28 protein-coding genes are annotated in these 25,656 nt (G+C 37.3%); 17 read left to right on the plus strand and 11 right to left on the minus strand.

All coding sequences use genetic code 11. The features are described 5' to 3' along the window. Positions 1-5: 5 nt before the first annotated feature. Positions 6-2,039 carry an alpha-glucuronidase gene (locus MTQ00_RS03230; RefSeq protein ID WP_273647719.1) on the plus strand — a complete coding sequence of 678 codons (2,034 nt, stop codon included), beginning with the start codon at positions 6-8 and terminating at the stop codon, positions 2,037-2,039. A gap of 113 nt (positions 2,040-2,152) precedes the next feature. Here MTQ00_RS03230 and MTQ00_RS03235 read toward each other — a convergent pair whose 3' ends face one another. Then, positions 2,153-2,749, minus strand: coding sequence for a hypothetical protein (locus MTQ00_RS03235; protein WP_273647720.1), 597 nt, complete (start codon positions 2,747-2,749; stop codon positions 2,153-2,155). 156 nt (positions 2,750-2,905) lie between these two features. On the opposite strand from MTQ00_RS03235, the gene MTQ00_RS03240 reads away from it, so the two are divergent. The 13 genes from MTQ00_RS03240 (at position 2,906) to MTQ00_RS03300 (ending at position 14,439) form a co-directional block, all read left to right on the plus strand. Continuing rightward, a complete protein-coding gene (locus MTQ00_RS03240; protein WP_273647721.1) occupies positions 2,906-3,778 on the plus strand; it encodes an AraC family transcriptional regulator in 873 nt (290 codons plus the stop codon). A 92-nt stretch (positions 3,779-3,870) separates the two neighbouring features. Then, on the plus strand, positions 3,871-4,524 hold the full coding sequence (gene fsa / locus MTQ00_RS03245) for a fructose-6-phosphate aldolase (protein WP_273647722.1): 654 nt from the start codon (positions 3,871-3,873) through the stop codon (positions 4,522-4,524). Positions 4,525-4,614: 90 nt separating this feature from the next. Then, positions 4,615-5,799, plus strand: a complete 1,185-nt coding sequence (gene galK / locus MTQ00_RS03250; protein WP_273647723.1) for a galactokinase — start codon at positions 4,615-4,617, stop codon at positions 5,797-5,799. Next, positions 5,783-6,832: a UDP-glucose--hexose-1-phosphate uridylyltransferase gene (locus MTQ00_RS03255; RefSeq protein ID WP_273647724.1), complete on the plus strand. Its 1,050-nt coding sequence runs from the start codon at positions 5,783-5,785 to the stop codon at positions 6,830-6,832. Before galK ends, MTQ00_RS03255 begins: the two co-directional genes overlap by 17 nt. An 83-nt stretch (positions 6,833-6,915) precedes the next feature. Continuing rightward, on the plus strand, positions 6,916-7,710 hold the full coding sequence (locus MTQ00_RS03260; protein ID WP_172278218.1) for an HAD family hydrolase: 795 nt from the start codon (positions 6,916-6,918) through the stop codon (positions 7,708-7,710). A gap of 55 nt (positions 7,711-7,765) precedes the next feature. Beyond that, positions 7,766-8,500: a helix-turn-helix transcriptional regulator gene (locus tag MTQ00_RS03265; RefSeq protein WP_172278220.1), complete on the plus strand. Its 735-nt coding sequence runs from the start codon at positions 7,766-7,768 to the stop codon at positions 8,498-8,500. A 70-nt stretch (positions 8,501-8,570) separates the two neighbouring features. Then, positions 8,571-9,104 carry a dihydrofolate reductase family protein gene (locus tag MTQ00_RS03270; RefSeq protein ID WP_172278222.1) on the plus strand — a complete coding sequence of 178 codons (534 nt, stop codon included), beginning with the start codon at positions 8,571-8,573 and terminating at the stop codon, positions 9,102-9,104. Positions 9,105-9,506: 402 nt separating this feature from the next. After that, positions 9,507-9,701 (plus strand): hypothetical protein, encoded by a 195-nt coding sequence (locus MTQ00_RS03275; RefSeq protein WP_273647725.1) that lies wholly within the window; start codon positions 9,507-9,509, stop codon positions 9,699-9,701. A gap of 57 nt (positions 9,702-9,758) precedes the next feature. Continuing rightward, entirely contained in the window at positions 9,759-10,211 is a 453-nt protein-coding gene (locus tag MTQ00_RS03280) for a hypothetical protein (RefSeq protein ID WP_273647726.1), read from the plus strand. Continuing rightward, on the plus strand, positions 10,208-11,122 hold the full coding sequence (locus MTQ00_RS03285; RefSeq protein ID WP_273647727.1) for an alpha/beta hydrolase family protein: 915 nt from the start codon (positions 10,208-10,210) through the stop codon (positions 11,120-11,122). The genes MTQ00_RS03280 and MTQ00_RS03285 overlap by 4 nt, the downstream gene beginning before the upstream one ends. Before the next feature lie 306 nt (positions 11,123-11,428). Then, positions 11,429-12,295 carry an AraC family transcriptional regulator gene (locus tag MTQ00_RS03290; RefSeq protein WP_273647728.1) on the plus strand — a complete coding sequence of 289 codons (867 nt, stop codon included), beginning with the start codon at positions 11,429-11,431 and terminating at the stop codon, positions 12,293-12,295. 72 nt (positions 12,296-12,367) lie between these two features. Beyond that, positions 12,368-13,423, plus strand: a complete 1,056-nt coding sequence (locus MTQ00_RS03295; protein ID WP_273647729.1) for a hypothetical protein — start codon at positions 12,368-12,370, stop codon at positions 13,421-13,423. 200 nt (positions 13,424-13,623) lie between these two features. Next, complete coding sequence (locus tag MTQ00_RS03300) at positions 13,624-14,439, plus strand: helix-turn-helix domain-containing protein (protein WP_273647730.1); 816 nt, start codon at positions 13,624-13,626, stop codon at positions 14,437-14,439. Position 14,440: 1 nt separating this feature from the next. Here the strand turns inward: MTQ00_RS03300 and MTQ00_RS03305 are convergent, their stop codons facing one another. The 3 genes from MTQ00_RS03305 to MTQ00_RS03315 form a co-directional block, all read right to left on the minus strand. Continuing rightward, positions 14,441-14,887, minus strand: a complete 447-nt coding sequence (locus tag MTQ00_RS03305; RefSeq protein ID WP_273647731.1) for a YybH family protein — start codon at positions 14,885-14,887, stop codon at positions 14,441-14,443. A gap of 134 nt (positions 14,888-15,021) precedes the next feature. Then, complete coding sequence (locus MTQ00_RS03310) at positions 15,022-15,852, minus strand: universal stress protein (RefSeq protein ID WP_273647732.1); 831 nt, start codon at positions 15,850-15,852, stop codon at positions 15,022-15,024. A gap of 51 nt (positions 15,853-15,903) precedes the next feature. Continuing rightward, entirely contained in the window at positions 15,904-17,316 is a 1,413-nt protein-coding gene (locus tag MTQ00_RS03315) for an inorganic phosphate transporter (RefSeq protein ID WP_273647733.1), read from the minus strand. A gap of 334 nt (positions 17,317-17,650) precedes the next feature. Between MTQ00_RS03315 and MTQ00_RS03320 the strand changes: the two genes are divergently transcribed. Then, complete coding sequence (locus tag MTQ00_RS03320) at positions 17,651-18,286, plus strand: FMN-dependent NADH-azoreductase (RefSeq protein ID WP_273647734.1); 636 nt, start codon at positions 17,651-17,653, stop codon at positions 18,284-18,286. 171 nt (positions 18,287-18,457) lie between these two features. Here the strand turns inward: MTQ00_RS03320 and MTQ00_RS03325 are convergent, their stop codons facing one another. Together MTQ00_RS03325 and MTQ00_RS03330 are read right to left on the minus strand one after the other, a co-directional pair. Then, on the minus strand, positions 18,458-18,604 hold the full coding sequence (locus MTQ00_RS03325; RefSeq protein WP_172278248.1) for a bacteriocin-like protein: 147 nt from the start codon (positions 18,602-18,604) through the stop codon (positions 18,458-18,460). Positions 18,605-18,631: 27 nt separating this feature from the next. Further along, on the minus strand, positions 18,632-18,775 hold the full coding sequence (locus tag MTQ00_RS03330) for a bacteriocin-like protein (RefSeq protein ID WP_172278250.1): 144 nt from the start codon (positions 18,773-18,775) through the stop codon (positions 18,632-18,634). Positions 18,776-19,089: 314 nt separating this feature from the next. Here MTQ00_RS03330 and MTQ00_RS03335 point away from each other — a divergent pair, with 314 nt between their 5' ends. Together MTQ00_RS03335 and MTQ00_RS03340 are read left to right on the plus strand one after the other, a co-directional pair. Further along, positions 19,090-19,965, plus strand: a complete 876-nt coding sequence (locus MTQ00_RS03335) for an alpha/beta fold hydrolase (RefSeq protein ID WP_273647735.1) — start codon at positions 19,090-19,092, stop codon at positions 19,963-19,965. Positions 19,966-20,018: 53 nt separating this feature from the next. Beyond that, positions 20,019-20,612: a dihydrofolate reductase family protein gene (locus MTQ00_RS03340; protein ID WP_273647736.1), complete on the plus strand. Its 594-nt coding sequence runs from the start codon at positions 20,019-20,021 to the stop codon at positions 20,610-20,612. Positions 20,613-20,652: 40 nt separating this feature from the next. Here MTQ00_RS03340 and MTQ00_RS03345 read toward each other — a convergent pair whose 3' ends face one another. The 5 genes from MTQ00_RS03345 to MTQ00_RS03365 all read right to left on the minus strand — a co-directional run bounded on the left by MTQ00_RS03345 (position 20,653) and on the right by MTQ00_RS03365 (position 25,643). Beyond that, a complete protein-coding gene (locus tag MTQ00_RS03345; protein WP_273647737.1) occupies positions 20,653-21,549 on the minus strand; it encodes an aminoglycoside phosphotransferase family protein in 897 nt (298 codons plus the stop codon). Between the two features lie 116 nt (positions 21,550-21,665). Next, entirely contained in the window at positions 21,666-23,090 is a 1,425-nt protein-coding gene (locus tag MTQ00_RS03350; RefSeq protein WP_273647738.1) for an MATE family efflux transporter, read from the minus strand. Between the two features lie 278 nt (positions 23,091-23,368). Beyond that, positions 23,369-23,551 carry a hypothetical protein gene (locus MTQ00_RS03355; protein WP_273647739.1) on the minus strand — a complete coding sequence of 61 codons (183 nt, stop codon included), beginning with the start codon at positions 23,549-23,551 and terminating at the stop codon, positions 23,369-23,371. 182 nt (positions 23,552-23,733) lie between these two features. Further along, positions 23,734-24,663, minus strand: coding sequence for a bifunctional helix-turn-helix transcriptional regulator/GNAT family N-acetyltransferase (locus MTQ00_RS03360; protein ID WP_273647740.1), 930 nt, complete (start codon positions 24,661-24,663; stop codon positions 23,734-23,736). A gap of 131 nt (positions 24,664-24,794) precedes the next feature. After that, positions 24,795-25,643, minus strand: coding sequence for a universal stress protein (locus MTQ00_RS03365; protein ID WP_172278260.1), 849 nt, complete (start codon positions 25,641-25,643; stop codon positions 24,795-24,797). Positions 25,644-25,656: the final 13 nt, after the last annotated feature.

Raw genomic sequence — 25,656 nt, forward strand, 5'->3', positions numbered from 1 at the left:
TTTCAATGCGATATCTGAGACTCAACATTCTATTTTTTCTGATCATTCCGTTACTGGCCTTCGCGGAGGACGGAAGTCAGCTATGGCTTCGGTTTCCTGCCAAAAACGGAATATCTGCAGATAAAATTATTTCCAGAGGGAACAGTCCCACGCTGAACATTGCCAGAAAAGAGCTGAGCGGCCACTGGCAGGGACAGGCGGTGGAACTTCGTACCGAAAACAAAGAGAAAAATCTGAAAGACGGCTATAAGATTGTTTCCACCCCTGAAAAAATCGTTATTTCTGCAGGCAAAGAAATAGGACTGTTGTACGGAGTCTATCATATTTTACGATTACAGCAGACAAAAGCCGACTTGTCTCACTTAAACAGTATTGAAAAGCCATCATACGATGTAAGGATTCTGAATCATTGGGATAATCTGGACGGAAGCATTGAGAGGGGATATGCCGGAAGATCGCTTTGGAAATGGGAAGATCTGCCCGGGAAAATTTCTCCGCGCTATGAAGAATACGCGAGAGCGAATGCTTCTGTAGGAATTAATTCCGTTGTTTTGAATAATGTGAATGCATCGCCCAATATGCTTAGGGAAGATTATCTTAAGAAAGTCAAAGTTCTGGCTGATATTTTCAGGCCTTATGGTATCAAGGTGTATCTTTCTGTGAATTTTTCTTCCCCAAAAGTGCTTGGCGGATTGCAAAATTCAGATCCATTGAATAAGGATGTACAAAAGTGGTGGAAAGATAAAGCTGCTGAAATTTATAAGTTAATTCCCGATTTCGGCGGATTTTTGGTGAAAGCCAATTCCGAAGGGCAGCCGGGTCCTCAGGATTACGGAAGAACCCATGCAGACGGAGCCAATATGATGGCTGATGCCCTGAAACCTTACCATGGAATAGTGATGTGGAGAGCATTTGTCTACAGTCCGAGCAAAGACGACAGAGCCAAACAAGCTTATCTGGAATTTGTTCCTCTGGATGGTAAATTCAGGGATAATGTGATTATTCAGATCAAAAACGGTCCGGTTGATTTTCAGCCCCGCGAAGCGTTTAATCCGCTTTTCGGAGCATTAAGAAAAACTTCCGAAATGGTAGAATTTCAGATTACACAGGAATATCTGGGCATTTCAAATCATTTGGTTTATTTGGCTCCATTATTCAAGGAAACACTGGAAAGTGATACTTACTCGGACGGTCAGGGATCTACGATTGCTAAAATAACAGACGGAACTTTAAGACCCGCAAAATTGACAGCCATTTCGGCTGTTGCCAATATCGGGGAAGATACAAACTGGACAGGGCATCATTTTGCACAGGCCAACTGGTATGCCTTCGGAAGGTTGGCATGGAACCATCAGCTGAGTTCAGAGCAGATTGCGGATGAATGGATTAAAATGACCTTTACAGACAATCAGAAATTCCTGAATCCGGTAAAAGAAATGATGCTTTCGTCCCGAGAAACCGCTGTGGATTATATGATGCCTTTGGGACTTCACCATATTTTTGCAGGCGGACATCACTACGGGCCAGAGCCATGGGGAGATTATAAAGGCGGAAGACCGGACTGGTCACCCGTCTATTATCATCAGGCTGATGCTCAGGGATTGGGCTTTAACAGAACAAAAACAGGAAGTAATGCTGTTTCGCAATATTTTCCACCATTGAATGAAAGGTATGGGAATATCTCAACCTGTCCGGAAAATCTTATCCTGTGGTTTCATCATGTTCCGTGGGATTATACAATGAAAGACGGAAAAACACTATGGGATGAGCTGTGCTATACGTATGATTCCGGAGTAAAAAAAGCAAGGGACTATCAGAAAGTATGGGATAAGATGGAACCTTATATAGATGAACAAAGATTTGCTGATGTTCAGTCAAAACTCAAGATTCAGTCAAAAGATGCAGTCTGGTGGAAGGATGCCTGCCTGCTGTATTTCCAGACTTTTTCCAAAAAACCGATTCCTTATGACATCGAACGCCCTGTTCACGAATTGGAAGATCTGAAAAAAATTAAATTGAATATGGGACATCACAATTAAAAAATGAGGCCGTTTTTTTTCCGGATCGGAAAGAAGAGCGGCCTCAAATAATAATAGCTATGTAAAATTTTAAATCCAAATAATTGGAATGAATGATCTTTAAATGTAGCGGGTTATCTAAGGGAAATTATTTTATTAAAAATATTTCCGTTTTCTTCAACCTGGATGATATATTGGTTGGCTGTTTGTGGGTTAAGATTAAAGGTAATATCTACATTGCCGTCAGCATATTCTCTGTTGGATGTATAATACGTCGTATTGGATAGATCATATACTGAAATATTTACGGGACCCTTTACATCCGACATATGCAGCTTCGCCATATTACCGGAAATGGTATATTCAGGCTTATTGATTGAGCTCACAGGCTTTTTTTCCACTTCCATTACATTATCGGAACTGATTTGTATTTTATACTTCTCTATCTTCATTTCTGATTCTGCTACCAGATAATAAGTTCCGGGTTCAAAGCTTTGAAAATCATACGTTTTCATTACATGGCTCCCATCCGTAAGATTTTCGGAGAATAGTTCATCATGTGCACTGTTATAAACAAAAACAGATACGCTTCTGGCGTTCGACAGCTCAAAATTTAACGTTTTGGCTTGTACGTTTCCAAAGGAAAGGGAAAAATCTCTATCCTTACTCATTACATTTGCTGAAAACAACAAGGCTCCTGCAAAAAATACGGCTTTTAATAATGTGCTCATGGGTTAAGGCTTTTAGGATTAATACTGCAAAGCTAGGGCACCAATAATTCTCAGGCTATAATTAAATTTTCATATTTATGTGCTATATTAACCTTGTTTAATGATATTAGTGTATTATTTGTTAATTTTGCATATGAAATTATTTGTATTTGGCCTATGAAACATGTAAATCCTTCTTTTGAGGCGGTAAGACCTACTATAGGAAGCAGCTTTACCAGCCTTAAATTTCTGACTAATGAGAATATAAAATCACATGTCTGGCATTACCATCCCGAGATTGAGTTGATTTTTGTATGCAAAGGTTCCGGGAAAAGACAGATTGGAAGTAGTATCACTTATTTTTCAGAAGGAGATCTTGTACTTATAGGAAGCAATCTACCGCATTGCGGACTCACCAATGAAAGTACGCATAATGAGTATGAAATGGTTATTCAGTTCAAACCTGATTTTTTAGGAGAACCTATCTGGGACATACCGGAAATGCAAAGGATTTCTTCTTTGCTTGAAAAATCAAAAGCAGGTATTGTATTTGGGGAGGATGTGAAAAAAAGAATCGGGAAAGAGATTGTTGAGATGCATGAAGCTTCCTCTTTGGACAGGTTATGCAGATTTTTAAAAATATTGGATGAATTGGCTGTTACTCAGGATTACAGGATTTTAAATGCGGGAAAATATTACCTTCAGACACAGATTGAAGATAATGAAAGAATCAATCTTATATTCAATTACGTCAAAGATCATTTTAAAGAAACCATAACCCTGGAAGAAATGGCTGATCTTGCCAATATGAAAGTACCGTCTTTTTGCCGTTATTTTAAAAAAATCACAAATAAGACCTTTACACAGTTTGTTAACGAATACAGAATTACCCATGCCCTCAAGCTTCTTGCTGAACAGCCCTTAAGCATTACAGAAGTCTGCTTTGAATCCGGATTTAATAATTTCAGTTATTTTAATAAAACGTTTAAGGAATACATCCAAAAAAGTCCTTCTCAATACAGGAAAGAGTTTAATTATTTCATGGAATAATTTTTAGCAAAACAATAAAAAAGTGTAATCATATGATGATTTATTAAAATATAAGTGTAATTTTAACACTTATAAAATAACAATCACTTTTTATGAAATTTTTTATTGACACTGCCAATCTGGCGATGATAGAAGAAGCCCATGCCCTTGGAGTTCTTGACGGAGTAACCACCAACCCTTCGCTGATGGCGAAAGAGGGGATTTCCGGAAAACAAAACATACACCAACACTATCTTGATATCTGCAACATTGTGGATGGCGATGTAAGTGCTGAAGTTTTAGGAATTACTTTTGGAGAAATGGTTAAGGAAGGTGAAGAGCTTGCTGCACTACATCCGAGAATTGTTGTAAAAGTACCCATAACTCAAGATGGGATTAAAGCCATCCGCTATTTTTCTGAAAAGGGAATAAAGACCAACTGTACGCTTGTATTCTCTTCCGGACAGGCATTGCTGGCTGCCAAGGCAGGAGCCACCTATGTTTCTCCGTTTCTGGGAAGACTGGATGATGTCTCTACCGATGGCCTTCATCTGATATCGGAAATCCGGGAGATTTATGACAATTATGCTTTTCAGACACAGATCCTTGCTGCTTCAGTCCGACACAGCATGCATATTATCAATTGTGCAAAGATTGGTGCTGATGTGGTAACGTGTCCTTTGGCTCCTATACTTTCTCTTCTTAAACATCCGCTTACAGATTCAGGATTAGACCAGTTTATTAAAGATTCACAAAAAATGAAATAAGATTGGGCAGAAAAAGTATAACTTCTCTGTTAAAATTCAGTAGTTTTATACTTTAGATGAGCCCAGATCTGTTGATCAAATGAGATTGATATGCAGGAACAGTTAATCAACCCAACCATACAAAAGTTTAGGACCGAATTCAAAGCAGAGCCTGAACACATCTTCCTTTCTCCCGGGAGAATTAATATTATCGGTGAGCATGTAGACTATAGCGACGGTTTTGTATTACCTGCTGCCATAGATAAATACATTTGTTTTGCCGTCCGCAAGCTGCCACAGTCTAATTTTTGTACCATCATAGCCAAAGACCTCGGAGAAGAATATACATTTGATGTCACAATAGAGGTAAAACCTGTACCGCAAATGTGGATGAATTATATTCTGGGCGTTTTCAGCCAGTTGCAGAAGTCGGAAAACCAGTTTTGCGGAATGGAAATTGTCTTCAGTAGTACCATTCCAATGGGATCCGGACTTTCTTCTTCGGCAGCCCTTGAATGTGGCTTTGCCTATATCCTCAATGAACTTTTTGACCTTCATCTCACCAAGAAAGAAATCGCGGTGATCGGGCAAAAATCAGAACATACTTTTGCAGGAGTTCAGTGCGGAATTATGGATCAGTTTGCCTCCGTTTTCGGAAAGGAAAATAAGGTGATTATGCTTGACTGTAATTCTTTGGAGCATCAATATTTTGATGCCGACCTTAAAGGATACAGCCTGCTGCTTTTTGACAGCTGTGTAAAGCATAGTCATCTGACATCCGGCTATAATGAAAGACGTAGAGATGTAGAACACGGCAAAAAAGTCTTATGGAAAAATTTCCCTGAGATTGAAAAATTCCGGGATTTTACATTGTCTATGCTTGATCATACAAAGGAAGAAATGGGAGATATTTCATACAAAAGATGTCTCTATCTGTTGAAAGAAATCCGAAGAGTAGAAATGGCGGCCAAAGCAATTTCGGAAGGAAATATTGAATATCTGGGAACACTTCTCACAGAAACCCATGCCGGGCTGTCCACTGAATTTGAGGTCAGTTGCATTGAACTTGATTTTTTGGTTGAAAACACATTGCAGAAGGAAGGGGTTCTGGGAGCAAGAATCATGGGAGGCGGCTTTGGGGGCTGCAGCATCAACCTGATTCAGGAAAACAGAGCTGAAGAAGTGATTAAAGCCATCAGTGAAAAATATCTTGAACATTTTAATATTCAGATGAAAGTGTATCAAGTTAAAATTTCAGACGGGATAAAAGAATACACCAATGAATACATCATTTGACCGTAATAAACATCCCCACAGAAGATACAATCCTCTCCTGAATGAATGGATACTGGTTTCTCCCCAACGGGCAAACCGGCCCTGGCAAGGGCAGAGAGAGAAGACCGCAGCAGATGATCGTCCTGCCTATGATCCGGACTGTTATCTCTGTTCCGGAAATTGGCGTGCTAACGGAGCCCGCAACCCTGACTATAAAGGGACATACGTTTTTAATAACGATTTCGGGGCGTTGCTTAATGAAGAGGTTGATTTCTCAGAAGGACATTCAGGATTTTTTACCCTGCTTCCGGAACGTGGAATCAACAGGGTTGTTTGCTTTTCTGAAGACCACAGCCTTACCTTACCGGAAATGTCCGTGGAACAAATAAAAAATGTGGTGGATGCATGGCAGGCGCAGTTCATTGAATTAGCAGCTTTCGACCATATTAATTATATTCAGATTTTTGAGAATAAAGGAAGCATCATGGGATGCAGCAATCCTCATCCGCACGGCCAGATATGGGCACAGTCATCAGTTCCGGCAATGGTTCAGAAAACCCAGGATCAGTTGAAATCTTATTTTGAAAAGAATAAAAGAACATTGCTGGAGGACTATATTGAGCAGGAAATAACGGCCGGCGAACGTATGGTCACAGAAAATGAAAATTTTGCAGCATTAGTGCCGTTTTGGGCATCATGGCCTTATGAAACAATGATTATCAGTAAACAACAAAGAGAAAATATTGCAGCATTTTCTGAGGATGAAAAAGAATCACTTGCAGCCATACTCAAGGACCTGACTACAATTTATGACAATCTTTTTGAAACGTCATTTCCTTATTCTGCGGGAATTCATCAATCACCTACGGACGGAAAGCAACATCCGGAATGGCATTTTCATATGCATTTTTATCCACCGCTGCTCAGGAGTGCGGAAGTAAAGAAATTTATGGTAGGGTATGAAATGCTTGCAGAGCCTCAGCGAGACATTACCCCGGAACAAAGCGCGGCAATATTAAGAAGCCTGCCCCGGATTCATTACAAGAAAAAATAATAAAATCAATACCTTTGGAAAGAATATGCAGATGGTAATTCTGATACATACAGAATATAACATCTCTTTTTCTCAATAAAATTATGGAACAAATTAAATTAATTGTGACGGATATGGATGGGACGTTTCTGAATTCCAACCATGAAATGAGCCCTGAATTTTCGGATATTTATAAAGAACTGAAAAAAAGAAATATTGTATTTGTTCCCGCGAGTGGCCGGCAGATGCCGGGGATTACCCATTATTTCGGGGATATAGAGAGTGAGATCGGCTTTATCGCTGAAAATGGAGGTTATGTGATCTATAAAGATCAGGAGCTTTTTGCTGATATATTGGAATATAAATATATTGTTGAGATCATCAAAGCGGTTCGGGAAATACCGGGAGCGAAAGCGGTACTCTCAGCTAAAAAAATGGCATATTATGAAACCGAAGATCAGCAGTTTGTAGATTTTTTCTCAAAGTATTATACCGAAAATATGAAAAAGGATGATCTTACTGAAAGAATTGATGATACAGCCTTTAAAATAGCAGTCTATCATCCTGAAGGCTCTGAAGAATATCTGTATCCGGTTTTGAAAAGATTTGAAGAATTTGGTCTGGAAGTGGTTGTTTCGGGAGAATACTGGCTGGACATTATGAATAAGGATATCAATAAAGGAAACGCTTTGAAAATCCTTCAGAAATCTTTGGGAATCTCTCCTGAAAATACGATGGCATTCGGAGATTATATGAACGATATAGAAATGCTGAAGAATGCCAAATATTCTTACGCGATGAAAAATGCACACCCGAATGTAAAGCAGGTGGCCAATTTTGAAGCGTGTACCAATGACAGCTTTGGAGTTTTAAAAACAATCAAGGGCTATCTGGACTGATTAAAGGCATTTGTAGTAAGAAATGCAATAGAATATCGGGCTGTAAAATAAACCTATGGAGTATAAAAAAGTACATCCGCATAAAGCATTAGAATCCTTCATTCATTTCTATTGGGAATTGAAAGGAAATGAACAGGAAGAGCAATGGGAAAGAGTTTTTCCGGATGGCTGTGCTGGTATACTAATGAATGTAGGAGATCCTTGTTTGACGGATAACGGTTCGGTCGTAATGGAGTTCGGAAAAACTTATGTAGTGGGAGCAATGACTTCATTCAAAGATAGTTTTATTGATACTGATACTCATTTAATCGGTGCATGCCTGAAGCCGGCAGCTTTTGCCAATTTCTATAATTATACTTCACAGAATGAGCTGGTAGACGACACGATTGAATTTGAAAAATCAAATTCCTTTAACGTTGACAAAGCATTAGAGGATACTTTCCATTATTTTGATCAATTCTTTTCCGCTAGAGTACAGAATAAGAACAACAAGTTACAACCTGTACTTAACGAGATACATTCTGCAAAAGGAAAAATCAGCATATCTGAGCTTGCAAAAAGGAATTTCACGTCCGTAAGACAATTGGAAAGGGATTTTAAAAGACTTATTGGAATATCACCAAAAGAATATACCAATATAATCCGATTTCAGAATGCTTTGCACCTGATCAGAAATCCGGATCAAAACAGGAGTCTCTTAGATATTGCATTTGAATGTGGATACTATGACCATTCACACCTTAGCCATGAAATCAAAAGAAATACAGGACTTTTGCCATCGTTACTTTGATTTGTCGCATTTTTACAAAGTATACCAGGCTGGGTAAAAGTAAATTTGCAGAGACATTAAAATTCAAACAATGCGAAAAATATCACTTTTTATTGCGATGAGCTTAGATGGTTATATCGCGCAACCCAATGACGATTTAAGCTTTTTAAAACTTGTAGAGAAAGAAGGCGAAGATTATGGCTATACGGAATTTACTTCTCAAATTGATACCATAATTATTGGTAGAAGAACCTATGATTATGTAGTAAATGAAATCGGAGCATCTCATTATGATAATGGGGAACGGGATGTTTATGTAATTACCAGAACAGAAAGGCCGCAAGTAGGCAGAACGATTTTTTATACGGGCAATTTAACCGAATTGGTTGAGCGTTTAAAATCAGAAAACGGTAAAAATATTTATTGCGACGGCGGGGCGGAAATAATTAATGAATTATTGAAGCAAGACCTAATAGACGAGTTTGTAATTTCGGTTGTCCCGGTTTTATTAGGTGATGGGACAAGACTTTTTAATGACAGAAGACCAGAACAGGTACTTGAATTTATTACCGTAAAAACATTTGAAACCGGTTTGGTACAACTTCACTACAAACGTAAAAAGTAATCAAAGAAAGCCGCTTAAAAGAGCGGTTTTCTTATATTTGGAACCGATACTTGTGGTATTATATCCCTCATTCTCTAAAAACCAGGTAGCACCATAAAGATAGATGGTGTCATTTTCTTTATAATTAGCATTCCTACATGTATGATAACCGGACTTTTTGTTCTCTTCAATATTGTTTAGGTTAGTATTTAACAGGGATGATTACAATGATCTATTTCGTTTCATAAAAAAAGCAACGTTCTGTAATTAAGATGGTTGCGGTGCTTCAATATGCTCTAAATTTATAAATATAAATAGTGTATGCTATGAATATATCTAATTAAAATTTATGTTTGCTCTGTTAAAAAAAGCGAAATCCGAAAAGCTTAATAGAGTAGGAGAAAATTAAACTGTTTATTAATTATGAGTTCTGAAAGTAACAGAAAAAAGAAAGTTATTGATGATTTGTTGAAGAAGAAAATCGAAGGTCTTAAAGGAATTTATGGTGGTGTTGCATGCACGGCTCCTCCTAAGCCGATTGTTATTACTCAATGCTACATCTGTACAGTAACTTCCCCGACCAATCCGAGCGGACCAGTTGTTGCAATTGCTCCTTAATTACTAAAAAAAGAAGGAATGAGCAATCATTCCTTCTTATCTAAAACTAGACTTACTATGATAAACAAAAGCTTACATGATGTGCTGGCCTACAGAAATGATGATGTTATTGATCGTTTTTTAACCATGTACAATATTGAGAAGGAAGAAGCTTTGAAGATATTTAACGAAACATTGAAATGGCTATGGCTAGGTAACCATGTTGATGATGTTTTTATTGATGATTCTACATTAATAATTGATGAGATGTGGCATAACTTTATTCTTTTTACGCAGGACTATGAAGCCTTTTGTTCTGCACATTTTGGACGGTTTATACATCATCAGCCTGAAAAAAGAAAACAACAGGAGTGGTATAATGACACATTTAATGTTGAAAGCCATACAGACCGATTAAAAAGTTTATATGAAAGGGTGTATGATAACCTGGGAGAAGAGACCTTACTAACCTGGTATGAAGAATATCCTAAAAAATATTCTCCAGAGCAAATAAAAAAACTTAGAAAATGAAAAGAATTATTTATTTCTGTTTACTGATTCTGTCGAATCTGGTTTTCTCTCAAAATTTATCAACCGGTTTTGAGGAATTACAACCGGAAAAAATAGGGGGGTATACCGTAAAAAATACTGAAGGGAAAGAGTTTTATAAAACGGAATATCAACATCTTGACTCAGTAAAAATTTTCGGATATAATTATTTATCAGAAGACAATCTTAAAATAAGAGGGTTTCTTATAGAGCCCAAAATAAAAGGGAAGTATCCCGTAATTATTTTCAACCGTGGAGGCAATGGTGAACTTGGAGCTGTAACTCTACCAGTATTAACGGATTTTCTATCAAAAATTGCGGCTAAAGGCTTTGTGGTAATAGGCTCTCAGTTACGGGGAGGAGCCCGTAGTGAAGGAAAAGATGAATTTGGGGGGAAAGATATTGGAGATGTCTTAAAATTATTTGAAATTATTGATCATCAGGAGACTATTGATCCCAAAAAAGTTGGAATGCTGGGTGTAAGCAGAGGAGCAATGACCAACTTTTTAGTCCTAAAAGAAACAGACAGAGTAAACGTAAATATTACGGTAGGAGGCATTGCTGATTTAAATCAAAAAGACAGACCGGAAATGTGGGAGCTTTACAAAAAACTCATTCCTGATTTTGAGAAAAATTCGAAAAAAGAAATGGATAAGCGCTCTTCAGTTCTTGCTATTCCTATGATCAAAAATAAAAAAGTAAAAAATATGATTATCCATGGGGCCAATGATGAAAGGGTAAATGTTGAAAATGCAATTGTATTGTTTAAAAATTTAAAGGAAAATAATTTTTCAACAAGACTACTGATTTATGAAGATGCCAATCATGGAATTAATAATAACACGAAAAGCCTGATAGAAAATATAACGAAATTTTTCAAAGAATACCTTTAATATTATATGGACTGAAAATAGATACCCTATAAAAATCTTCTAATGAAGTAAATTTGATATGAGCTAGACAAGGAATAGAAATGGGTGCATGGTCTTTTAGTGTTATAGGTTGTTCATTTTTACCATAAATCATGTAACATATAACTCAGGAAGAAAGTCCTTCAAATAATTTTGAGGGGCTTTTTCAGGTTGGCTGTATATTATAATCTTTGATCATAGAATTATAATTTTTGTTCATTACCATATACACTCCGGAAATTTGTATTTTTAATCCATCATTGGTGCAAGAAAAAGTTGTTAAAAGAAATGGAACCGGTCACAAAAATTAAAACGTATCACTTTCTTCCCTGCAAGTATGGTTTAGAGCTGCTTTTAGATATTGGTCGTATTGAAACATTAAATCATTTTGTATTAGATAGCACATTGCACCAGCTTAGTTTTTACGAAATTCTTTTTATTGAAAAGGGAGCCGGTACCTTTACATTGGATGAAAATAAGATTCCCATTACTCCTGGAACTGCTATCTTCACAAGCCCTGGACAAGTTCGGTGCTGGGAAATCAAAGAAAAGGTAGAAGGATATACTTTATTTTTTGATAAAGATTTTCTCTATCTCTTTTTTTCAGACGAGCTGTTCCTGTATAGATTTCAATATTTTCATCAATATTCATTTCCAACCGGAATGCAGATACCGAAAGTATCATTTGAGAAATGTATGAACCTTTTACATGAAATAGAAGGGGAGTTCGGGCAGCTCCAGAATGACAGTGGCCATCTGATCAGGTCCGTCTTATATCAGCTGCTTGTCATTCTTAACCGTTATTATGCAAGTGTTTATCATATTCAGGGGGATACCTATGTTCATCCGGATTTTTACAGGTTTCGATCTTTACTGGAAAATAGCTTTATAAATGACAGGACTGTAGAGGCTTATACCCGAATACTTAATGTCAGTCCAGGATTTCTGAACAAAATATGCAGGCAATTCAGTGGGCTATCAGCACAACAAATGATTCACCATAAACTGATTTCAGAAATAAAGAAAGAGCTGTATCAAAACAAATCTGCAAAAGAGATTGCTTACGGGTTTGGTTTTTCTGATCCTTCTAATTTTAACCGCTTCTTTAAAAAACTTACGGGGAGCACTCCTCAACAATACCGGAAGAGTTTGTAAAATGACCATTTAAAAATTAAAATGACCTTTTTGCAGTATAAGATTGTTCCTAATTTTACCCAAAAAAGGAATATGAAAAAATACATACTCAGCTTTCTGCTTTTTATAATAAGTGTAGCGATAGTACAGGCAGAACAATTATATGTTAATCCCAGGACCGGCAACGATACCAGTTCCGGAATAAAAGAACAACCTCTGAAAACAATTGCAGAAGCAGCAAGACGCGTCAACCAAAATAAGGAAAAGGAATCCACTACAATTATTCTTTCGGAAGGTATCCATCTGATCACCGAGACTGTTGTATTCAGTAACGATAAGTATACCCCTAAAAACCGTCTGGTTATTCGTGCGGAGATTATGCCTGATGATGCAGATTGGGGTCCTCAAAAAATGCCGGTTGTCGTTACAGCAGCACCCCTTGTACCGGGTGTGGGAGGAGAAGAGGCAAGAGGCATACAACCGGAGGTTAGTCATGTGACTATTGAAGGTCTTAGATTTACGGGAAGCCCTGACTATTCTTATATAGATGGTAAAAACTTACGCAGGTCTTATCCCATTTGGAGGGATGGCAAAAAATTAGATGATCTTCTGGTAACGCAGTGTCTTTTTACCGGAAATCCGGATGTATTGCCGTTGCATGTAGGGGTTATAGCTAATGGATATGGTCTGGTGGTTGATCATTGTGTATTTTTCAATTGTAAAAATCCTGTTGTTTTCTGGAAAAATGAAGGAGCTAAGGGGAGCAGAAGTGCCATGCGTTATTCATTGGTTTATGGAGGTTATTTCAGTGGGGTCTGGACTACAAAAGGTACTGATGGTGACTATTTTGATTTTCATCATAATGTCATTGCAAATACGACTACGGTATGGATAAGGGAAAAAGGAAGTACACTCAGATACAAAGCCTCTGATTGCATTTTTACAGACTATAAAAATATGGCAGGATTTGGTGACGGTGCGATAGGTGGTAATGATTTAACTTCCTCAGATTTTCTGGATATGAAAAACGTGCAGACTACAGGAACTGTACAAATTGAAAAAGATCAGAGTAAGCGTAATTATCTTCAGCTGGCAGAGGGGTCGTTGGGCTCAAACCTAAAAGCAGGACTTTTTAAAAAAAATCAATAAGTATATAGTTTAGATGATAAAGAATCCTGTCGTTTTTAAAATTGCAGGATCTTTATTTTACTGTAACCAATGGAAATTTCGCAAATATCATATATCTCAGCCAGGGCCAAAAAATATATGTTTTTCTTTTGATCTGTCATGTTTTTTTATAACTTTAACAGGCTTTGGATTAGCGAATTACTTAATTATTTATTCCGATTATGCAGATTTTGCCATCAGCTGTTTTAGCGCCTTACGTAAAGAATTATACGGTTGTAACGATTGGTAAAGATATCACGGATGCTGTATTTTATCCCAGTGGTTATATCGATTTGATTATTAATATCTCTGGCGGATCAGCTGCGACTATCATTAATGGCAAAAGAAAAGATACCCCGTCCGTAGAGTTGCTGGGGCATATTACACTTCCAACAAGACTTACGGTCCTGAAAAATACGACGGTGCTCATCGTAAGAATTTATCCTCATGCCAGCACTTTATTTTTTGATGATCCGGTCTCTGAATTTACAAACTATGCCACTGATATGTATGATGTAACAGCAGAAAGTACAACCTTGTATGATCGTATCATGATGGCGGGTGACTTGTCCGGCCAGATTAAAATAGTAGAAGATTTTTTGTTGCAGCAAATGAGAAAAAATGAAAACCGATTGAAAAAAGTGTCGATGGTTCTGGCTCTTAGTAAGCGGATTTCATTTGATCATCAGCCATTAAATTTAAACCGGTTATCTGAAGACTCCGGACTATCGGAAAGATATATTCAAAAACTTTACATGAACAATATGGGTATCAGTCCGGCAGCCTTTACGTCCGTCATCCGATTTAACAGATCCCTGCATCTGGTGCTTAATACCCGGTCATCACTGACTTCTATCGCCTATGATTGCGGGTATTATGACCAGGCACATTTTATCCGGGAATTTAAAAGATTTACGGGTATTGTTCCCTCAGAATCCCGGAGTTTCCTAATTGAAAACGGGAAAGATTTTCAAGAGGCTGTCAATGTAGGCTTTTAGCCTATTTCGCTGGATGATTACTGCTAAACATATCGCGATGCATTTTCCATCCGTTTTTTGTATTTTTCCAGATGACCATTACTTTTCCATCATCTATTTTCTTACCGTCAAGATCTCTCATTTCATAAAAGCTTTCTTCAGTAATGGATGTTTTGTCACTCCCATATAAATGCTGAATTGTAAATGTAACATGTACCTTAGGTCCACCTTTAAAGAATGAAGCTATTTGCTCCCGTCCGCACACGGGTGAAGCGCCTGGAGGAAACAGACATGCATCTTCAGTATATCTGGTAAGAATAGATCCATCGTCTTTATTGGCGAGATCTGCATAGATGGCATTGCTTGATTCTATGGCTTTCCTGGCACTTTTTGACACCATATCTGTATTTTGGGCTTTGCAAAAACCGGCAAACGCTATGAATACGCTTACCATAACTACTTTTTTCATTTTAATTTTTTTTACAAAGTAACCGATTGATCGAAAATGAAAATTGTATAATTGCGAACTAATATTAATTTTTTCTTTTAACCTTATGCAGATTAAAGGATGGTTTGATACAAATGAAAAATGAACAATATTGTTTAAGCATGAAGTACCAATATTGCTTTTACGGATTTGTTAAGAATTTCTTCTACAGTGCTGCTGCTAAATAAGCGGTAAATAATATTATGATTTCTTTTAACCAGACACAAAATGTCTGTTTCATTATTATCAATAAACTCTATAATTCCATTTGATGTTTTACCCTCCTCATCGATATAATTGAAATTAATTTCTACGGAGGGAAACTGTGCCGTGAGCTTTTTTTCACCATTCTTTATAACCTTAGGGTTGGTTTCTTTTTCAGAAATATGAAGAACCTCAAGTTTTTTAGGCTTAGAAACTTTCAGAATCTGATTTAAAGCTTTAACATCCCTTACAGATAATTTTGTTGTTTTATAATCGGTGGCCAGCGTAATGACAGGAACTTCTGGCATTGCACTTTCAATAGGAACAATTAAAGTAGGGATCCGGATTTTAGATAGTGCCATACTGGTGTTGCTGCCTACAATTCCCTTGATACCCGTAGCACCTGTAATCCCCATTACCAAAAATGAAACTTCATGGTATTCTGCATATTTAGTCACCACATTTCGAAGAAAACCTACATCACAGATTGTTTTAACCGGAATGTCTTTATATTCTTCACTCTGAATAAAGCTTTCTGTCCATTCCTGAAGAGCCTTTCTCTTTCGCGCATAATAATCCTCGATAAAAACAACATTGTAAATATTATTATTGATTCCTTCTGTGGGATGTATGGCATTTAAAACTGTTATCTCCATTTTTAAAGCTTTAGCAAGGGATAATGCATACAGCATAGCGTTCCCGGCACTGTGAGAGAAATCGGATGCAACCAGTATTTTTTTCATTTTTTTGTTTTTGATGACAATTTGATTAATCTAAAAGGAGACCATGTTAAATTAAATAAACAGGTGAAAGAGTGTAAACAATAACAAAGATAATATTATTGAAACAGGTAAAGTAAGAATCCAGGCCATCCCGATATTTTTCAATGTGCCTGCATTCAAGTTATTCTTGCCTCCCGATGCTACCATAGATCCGGCAATTCCACTTGACAATACATGGGTGGTACTAACAGGTAGCCCCAAAAATGTACTGATACCGATGGTTGAGGCCGCTACAATTTCACTTGAAGCACCTTGAGCATAATTCAGGTGTTCATTACCAATCTTTTCACCAATGGTTACTGCAATTCTTTTCCAGCCGATCATTGTTCCCAATCCCAATGAAACTGATATGATAATAATAACCCATACCGGTGCAAACTCAGTAAGTTTATTTAACTCAGCTGCCTGATGCATAAGTTGGCTCCTATTCGTATCATCAATGATTATTTTTTTATTATCATTGATCATTTTAATGGACTTTACGAGGGTTTCAACCTGTTTTCGGAAGGCATAGGTCCCCTTTTTATCTTTTTCACTTTTATAAGCCAGCTGTTTTTTTACAGCTTCGATCTGTTGACTTATGGAAACCAGTCCATTTCGGTTTTCAATAGATGCAGCGGCTATACCTTGTACGAGCTTTTCTGTATGATTCAGAGTGTAGAGGATCCTGTCATTAGGAATATCATGATTGATCGCAAATTTGGCAGGAAGGAATGCAATAAGGATGAGCATAAAAAGACCGACACCCTTTTGCCCGTCGTTGCTTCCATGAAAAAAGCTGACCAAAGTACAGGTGGTAATTAAAATGCCCCTGATCACCAAAGGTGGTTTGTCATTTTCTCCTTCCGGGATATGAAACAATGCTTTATAGCGGAGAACATATTTAAAGAACCACATTATCAGAATAGCCAGTCCAAAACCCACAATAGGAGAAAGGATGAGTGACAGTCCTATTTCTTTTGCCTTTTCCCAGTTGACACCACCTCCGTAATACCAGCTGAAACCAAGACCGGCACCAATCAGTGAACCGATGAGGGTATGTGAGCTCGAACAGGGAATACCCAGGTACCAAGTTCCAAGATTCCAGATGATGGATGCAATTAGCACAGCAAGTACCAGGCTTGCCCCGACAGCTATGGGAAGTGTCATAAGCGTGTCCATGGGTACCAGTTTCAGGATTCCCATCGCTACAGCAATCCCACCCGTGAAAACACCGAGAAAATTCCAGAGACCGGACCAGGGGATGGCAATAACGGGCTTAAGGGCTTTGGTATAAATAACTGTGGCAACTGCATTGGCTGTATCATGAAAGCCATTTACAAATTCAAAGACAACTACAGCAAATAAGGATAAAGCAAAAACGATCACTAAGCCTATGGTTAATTCTGATTCTCCAGAAAAAGGCAGGGTAGTGTTTAAAAGCATACAATATTTTTATTTAAGTAAAAAGATATCCGTGCAGTATGCCCCAATGATTGCGTTAAGAATAAATGCCCGGTACTTTTCACTTTAACAAAGAAAAGTGATTTAATTTATCTGTATTTAAACGGATCATTAATAATTTGTTATGCTTTACGGACCGACTGTTTTAATGTGGTCAATCGGGATCTGGATCGTAATTTATCTGGACTACTTATATATGTATGTCTGGTACCTTAATGGGGATGTAAAGCAAAATACCTTTGCGTAGAAGATGGATCCACGAGTTGAATAAAGGATTCAATATAAAAGAAACTAATTAGCTTATTAAATTTAGATTATGAGCAACGTATTAATTATTAACGCCAGTGCAAGAAAAGAACGGTCATTAAGCCGTCATCTTTCAGAGGTATTTACTAAAGAATGGAAAGAAAGGCATCCTGAAGATCATATTGTCTATAGGAATATAGGGCAGGAAAATATTCCACACGTCACGGAAAAATGGATTGCAGCAGCTTTTAAACCTGCCGGACTGAGAACAGATGAAGATATAGAAACATTACAAGTGAGTAATCAGCTGGTCGCAGAACTGAAAAATTCTGATGTTATCGTATTGGGAACCCCGATGTATAATTGGTCGGTACCCAGCGTGCTAAAAGCATATATAGATCAGGTGGTAAGAGTGAATGAAACGGTTTTGGTAAATAAAAACAAACCAGAAAATCCCTATACGGGCCTATTGATAAATAAGAAGGCTTATCTGTTGATGGTTCGCGGAAATGCAGGGTATGATCCCGGAGAATTTTATGAACATATGGATTTTCAAACTACTTATCTTAAGACTGTACTAAGCATAATGGGGATAAAAAATATCAATTGTATGACACTCAATGGAGTAGATTTTGAAGGGAGCTCATTAGAAGCCGCTAACAAAAAAATAAAAACGATGATCTTGAATGAAAATACAATAGCTTAGCCCTGGAACTTCTTCTGTTTTTGTCAATGAATAGTCTGTGGAAACAGAAGTTATACCCTCTGAAAAAATGATTGAGTGCAGATGATTAAGTAAAAGCATCCTTTAGATACTTCTAAAGGATGCTTTTTATTAAAGTTAATGAACCGTATTGATCGGATCGCCTTTCAGCTTTTAACTTAGTATTTCACACGGCGCAAAGCATACTACCGATGGACATCTTTTAATTCCCGGAGGAGGGCAGCAATCATTCGAGCAACCTACTGCTCCGCCATTGATATTCTTCAATTGGTCTCTTGTAATTTTTGTGAAATTTTTCATAATAATAAAATTTGGATAAAATTAAAATTAAGGTTGGTTTCCGCCACCGCATCCATCGAATGGCATACATTGCCATTTTCCACCGATTAAGCAGATCTGGCCACCAGGACAGTTAATTCCTCCTTTAATTGTTTTCAAATCCTCTCTTTTGATTTTTTGTAAATTTTTCATAATAAATTAAGTTTAGTTCGAGTTAAAATTAATCAAATTTCATTTACATCACTAAAATTATCTGATAAATTTTCAGGTAAAATATGATTTGTCTATTGATTTTACATTGATTTTATAGATATGTAGTAAAAGAAATATTTGAGAAATAACAGGAATTCCTGCAAAAAACAGGATCGGCAAAGAAGTCTTTTTACCCAAATAAAATCTTGCCCTATGGCAAGCGATTTTTTCTAATGGCTTAGTAATTTTGGATAAAAGTTTTTTGATCTGTTTGAGAATAAGATCAAAAAAATAAACCAAATTAAAATATTGCTATGAAAAATCTATTCAAATTTGATACGTTTCGTAAGCCATTGATCATGATTGTAATTATGATGTTAACGGCTTCGCATTTGTATGCACAGAAAATCAAGCCTTCCGGAAGCGGGTATGTTCCGGTAGAAGGAACTAAGGTTTACTATGAAATATACGGAGAGGGCAGACCGGTAGTTTTATTGCATGGTGCTTTTATGACCATTGATATGAATTGGGGACAACTGATCCCTGAATTATCAAAAACTAGGAAAGTGATTGCTATAGAATTGCAGGGACACGGTCATACACCTTATTCGGACAGGAAATTGTCACATGCTACATTAGCAAAGGATGTGGAAAAAGTAATGGATTATCTTAAAGTTGAGAGTGCTGATGTAGTAGGTTATAGTTTTGGAGGTGCCATCGCCTATGAGTTTGCTATCCAGAGTCCAAAGAGATTAAAAAATCTTGTCATCATTTCTGCTACTTATAAAAGCGCGGGTTGGCTACCGGAAATTAATAATGCTTTTAAGGGAATGAAACCGGATGTTTTTAATGGTAGCCCTATGCAAACTGCTTATGATGCTGTAGCTCCTGATAAGACAAAATGGACTAAATTTCTTGAGCAAATGATGGCTTCTGCATCGGAATCTTATAATATGGGAGATGAGAATATCGCAAAAATTACAGCTCCTGTACTGATCATAGCTGGGGATAACGACGGCCTCGATAAAATTGAGCTTGTAAAAACCTATAAGTTATTAGGTGGAGGTATTGCAGGAGACTTTGGAGCCTTGCCCAAATCACAATTAGCCATTGTACCGGGTCAAAACCATGTCAGCCTTATGATGCAGACTTCGACCATATTGAATTACCTTAACGCTTTTTTAAAGTAATTTAATTAAAGGATCAGCGTAATAATTTTAATACATCATAAAAAATTAATAAAGTGAGAAAAATAACCGTTTTATCCATGATAACATTAGATGGTATTATGCAGGCTCCCGGAGGACCTGAAGAGGATACCTCCGGAAACTTCAGATATGGAGGATGGACAGTGTCCTATGGAGATGAGCTTTTTGGAGAGATTATGAAAGAAGAGATGAAGCCTTCAGATTATATTTTAGGAAGGAAAACATTTGAAATTTTTGAATCCTATTGGCCTGAGCATGCAAACTTTTGGCCTGCAATTAATGAAGGGACAAAATATGTCCTGTCTAAAGAGAGGGAGACATCTGATTGGAAAAATACCGTATTCTTAAAAACTTTGGAAGATATCAGAATGCTTAAAAACACAGAAGGATCGGATATTCAGGTATGGGGAAGCAGCGAGCTAATTCACCTGCTGCTTGAAAATGATCTGGTAGATGAACTAAGGCTTAAAATCTATCCGTTGATCCTTGGCAAGGGAAAAAGACTTTTTGATGAGAATGGAATTCCTTCAGCATTTAAATTAACAGAAAATCACGTGACTTCGAAAGGGGTTATGATCGCAGCTTATCAACGTGACGGAGGCGTCGTAACGGGTAATGTTGAAATATAATGACCTTTTTATTGAACTAATTTAACCCAAATATTTAAAATTATAAATTGTTTATGGCCCAGTTTTCAATTTTTTGGTAATCATCATGCTCTTTTCGTACAGTATGAATATACAGATGGAAAAGAGTATAATGGATACGGTAGCATTGTAGCCGTTCTTCTATATGCTCAAAATTGATATACCCGGGTTTCATATTCATCCAGATCGAAAGAAAATCAGGACCAGTATCCCTTATCCAGGGTTCATTCATATGCAGTAAATCATAAAGCGGGTCGCCAAGCATCATTTCGGCCCAATCCAGAACAGCGGTTACTTTTCGGTTTCCGTCCAGTAAAAGATTATCAAACCCGAAGTCTCCATGAAGGATATATTTTTCATTGGGCAGATAAGGGAAAAAGCTTTTCATTTTTTCGATAAGATGTGTGAAAAGCTGTCTGTTAAGCCATGAGGTCTGGGCAAGATGTTGCCAGCTTGCAGTCGTTTTGCTATTATAAAATGATAAGAGAAAATGCTGCCAGCTTGGAAACATACCTTTTCCCTGGGGATCGGTAAAGCCCCAACCGCTGAGGTTCGTGGTATCGCTCAGGTGGATATTTTCCAATTGCCGGATGATTATTTTTGCAAGCTCTGTTTGCGAATAATGATCAAGATGGTCCATGATCTCATCGGAAGGATCACCATTTGCCTTTCTTGAAATACAGTAGTATACATTATCATGATAATTTCCGTATTCCAAAACTTCAGGAATAGGAATTTTCGTATTATTCAGATGTATAAAAGCCCAATGGTCTTTCATAAAATCCTGTACATGATTGCCTGTTCTGATAATGTATTGCTGCCCTTCAGCAGTAAAACTATATGCCTTAGACCACCATCCTTCAGCAATAAATTGGAGGTTAAAGATCTTTCCAAATTTTTTGGTTAAAAAATTTTCCATACTTCAATTTTTCAAGCATTAATTTACAAATTAAAAACAGCTGGACCTAACTAAAAGAGGCCACTCAATAGAGTGGCCTCTTCATTTTAGAAAATTATGGTATAATAAGTCCGGGACTATACATTGACCGTTTTCCATTTACCTCTTTTGAAAAAGATAAATGTCGTAATTGCGATGGCCGTTTCCGCAACCGGTATTGCGATAAAGACACCGGTTGGTCCCATGCCTACGTGTTTGGTAAGGATATAGGCCAATGGGATCTGAAGAAACCAGAAGCCAAAGAAATTGATCCATGTCGGGGTTTTTGTGTCACCGGCTCCGTTAAGGGCATTCATCATTACCATACCAATGCCGTAAAAGACAAAAGCGGTACTCATAATCCACATAGCCTTTTGGGCAACTTCTTTGATCTGGATATCATTGGTGAAAAATGAAACCAGCCAATCTCCAAAAAAGAGAAATAATATGGTGACAATGATCATGAAGATGACATTGTATTTTACAGTAGCCAGGACAGAATCTTCAGCGCGTTGAAATTGTTTGGCTCCAAGGTTTTGCCCTACCAGGGTAGCGGCAGCATTACTCATACCCCAGGCTGGCAGCATAAAGAACATCATCAATCGCAATGCGGTCTGATAACCGGCAGATCCATGATCACCACCCGTGGTTGCTACCAGCTCAGCAAGAAATATCCAGCTGCATGACCCGATAACAAACTGAAGTATACCAGGAGTTGCAATCCCAACCAATGATTTTATTACCGGCCAGTCAATACGAAAATGATGAAGCTTGATTTTTAGCTGATGCTTTCCGTTAAACAGGCAAAATAGCTGGTAAACCACTCCCATTGACCGTCCGATAACCGTTGCCATAGCCGCTCCTGTTAGTCCGAATGCAGGGATGATACCCCAGCCGTTAATGAATATAGGACACAGGATGATATTGCAGATATTGGCAATCCATAAGCTCCGCATGGCAATAGCAGCGTTTCCTGCACCACGAAATATACCATTGATCAGGAATAATAGCATTATGACAAGGCTGCTTCCCATCATGATCCGGGTAAAGTTTACTCCAGCATCAACGGTTTCCTTGCTTGCTCCCATGATCCGTAAAATATCCCCGGCATAAATCATCCCCGCGATGCTTAAGACAAGGGTTACGGCAAAAGCTACGATAATAGCCTGCATACCGGCATGTGCTGCTGCATCAGGATCTTTTTCTCCCACCCGTCGTGAAACCACCGCTGTGGCTGCCATACTCATACCAATTGCGATAGAGTACATTACCGTAAGTACAGATTCCGTTAAGCCCACTGTTTGTATGGCATAGCTGCTGTTTTCGAGATGCCCTACAAAATAAAGATCTACCAGTGCAAATACCGATTCCATGATCATTTCAAGCATCATGGGAATGGCGAGTAAAATAACAGCTTTATTAATATTACCGGTCGTATAATCCATTTCGGTACCCAGTAATGATTGTTTCAACAATGTGAAATAGCGCAAACCCTTCGATGGGGTTTTCTTATGATATGACATAAATGTAAAATTAAAAGTAAGTAATAGTAATATGGAACGAAGAGGCTTCGTTCTTTAAAGTGTTCTTATGTTTTAAGCCCGGTGATTAACCAATGATTACACTGGTGAGGGCTACTATCACTTTCATATGCAGTAGTAATTGAATCGCAAATATAATTATTTTTTAATTGCAAGTGACTAATAAGATGAAAAAAATCAGACAAATAATAAATCCGGACTTATATAATATGTTTATTTATATTACTTTAGTTCTTATGACGTATAGTTTTTTGTCTGACTTATTGATATAGAAAGAGAATGTCACAAGGTATTAAAATATTTTTAATCGTGTTGTAGGTGTATCCGTTAGCAACGATCAATGCTTTTACAGGACTGGTTCTGCCAATACTTATAATATTTTCCGATACAAAGCTTTTACTAGAAGAGGCCTGGTTGTCACTTCCTAAAATGATCAATTCCACAGAAGGCAGGTCTTTGAGAAGATCGTTGATGTTTATTGATCCGTTTCATCCAATAGGATATCGAATATTAATATCTATATTATCAGTGTTGCTTAATAGAACAATTCCTGATTTTTTTTCAGGAACTAATGCAAGCATACTTCGATAGCCTATGTCACCACTGTCTAATTTTAATATTTAAATTAGGAGATATCCTTCAACATATGAATAGTTGTTGCATAATGCCCGGAATCTCCTATGGAACTGTGTAAATGTTTGTATTCCAATTTCTCATACATTGATATTGCTCCCTTAAAAACCTCAAAAGATTCTAAATAAAGTTGCTTATAACCTGCTTTTTTTGCTCTCCTTTCTATCATTTTTAGCAAATATTGTCCAACACCATTTCCTCTCAATTGATTGGAAAGATAAAATTTAACAATCTCTGCGCATGCAGAAGGCAACCCTATGGTAGGATAGAAGCCACATCCACCTAAAACTACATCATTAGATTCTACTATCCAATATTCTGCGTTTACATCTTGAAAAAGCTGATATAATTGGTTTGTTCTGGGATCATCATATACACTTCCTTCTTGAGGAGCGTTGAACTCTTCAAAAACTGTACGAATAATATCTGCTAAGGCTTTATTGTCTTTTTCTTCAATAGGTCGGATAATAACAGGATCTATAACTGCATGATTATCTCTGTGATGAAGTAGAGAATCAATCGTGGTCATACTCCGAATGACCGTTTTCAGATTTTGCTCGGAAAGATCTGAAAATAAATTTTCTATTTGAATGTCTGAATCACGGTTGATCTTTTCATAAGTGCTGCGTCCTAAGTCTGTAAGACTAATCACGCTGGAACGGTTGTCTTCTCCTGATTTTTTTCTAATAGTCAGTCCTAATTTTTCAAAACGTTTAAGGATGCGGCTTAGAAAACCCTTATCCAATCCCAGAGTAGCGGCCACTTCAGTAGGTCTTACATCAGCATTGAAATAAATCTCACGCATAACCCTGACTTCCGAAATACCCAGGTCTCCATCAAGAATACCCTTGTTGAGTAATCCCAGTACCTGTGTATAATACCTGTTGAAGGCTCTTATTTGTTCAATATAATGTTGTTTCATGATGTAAATATACATCAATAGTTGACTTTGTCAACTATTTTATATCAAAAATACATTACGTTATTTTAGTTTGCTTATTTTCTGTTGTTTATAATGTGATTAAGTCAGCTTTTGAAAATAAAAGATAGAAGTTATTTTAATATCAAAACAGGTTGATTTACATTTTGGTAAATTCCTTCAGAAATACTTCTGCTTGCCAGATAATAAAGGAAACTATGTCTTCCCGGTAGCGCAATAATCAGATCCGTTTTATTTGATGAGGCAAAAGTCAGAATTCCGTTGATAATATTTTCGTCGTAATAATAATGAATAGTACTCGGAATCTTGGTTAAATATTGGTGGATGTACTTTTCCAGGTCTCTCTTTTTATCTTCATTATCATCGATCCCTTTTCTTGTGTTGATATTGAGAAACATAAGGCGAACATCCATCTGCTCGATGATGGATTTGTGGTGAAACAGCCGGTCTAATTTTGTTATGCTGTTTATATCACAGGGTATTAAAATATTTTTAATCGTGCTGTAGGTGTAACCGTTAGGAACGATCAATGCTTTTACAGGACTGGTTCTGGCAATACTTATAATATTTTCAGACACAAAGCTGTTACCGGAAGAAGCCTGGTCGTCACTTCCTAAAATGATCAGTTCTACAGAAGGCTGGTCTTTCAGCAGTTCATTGATGCTTCTCGTAAGTGTCCATTCGCTTACCGCTTTTAGAACAGTTACTTCAGGTGATTTTTCAGTGATGATACCTGTTAATTTGCTAAGGAGTAATTCTGTACTTTTAATGAGGCTGTTTACATTTTCTTCATTCACAAGCAGATGACCTTCGGCTATGTGGAGATAGTCAAATTCAGATTCCTGTGACGTTTTTAAAAGAATAATATGTGTGTATTGATATTGTGTGGCCCATTCTGCAGCAAGTTTTACAGCATTTTCGGTAGTTGATGTGAAGTCAACAGGTACAAGTATTGTTCTCATATCAGTAAATTTA

The organism is Chryseobacterium sp. B21-037, assembly GCF_028570785.1.
In the GTDB taxonomy this organism is placed as follows: Bacteria; Bacteroidota; Bacteroidia; order Flavobacteriales; family Weeksellaceae; genus Chryseobacterium; species Chryseobacterium proteolyticum.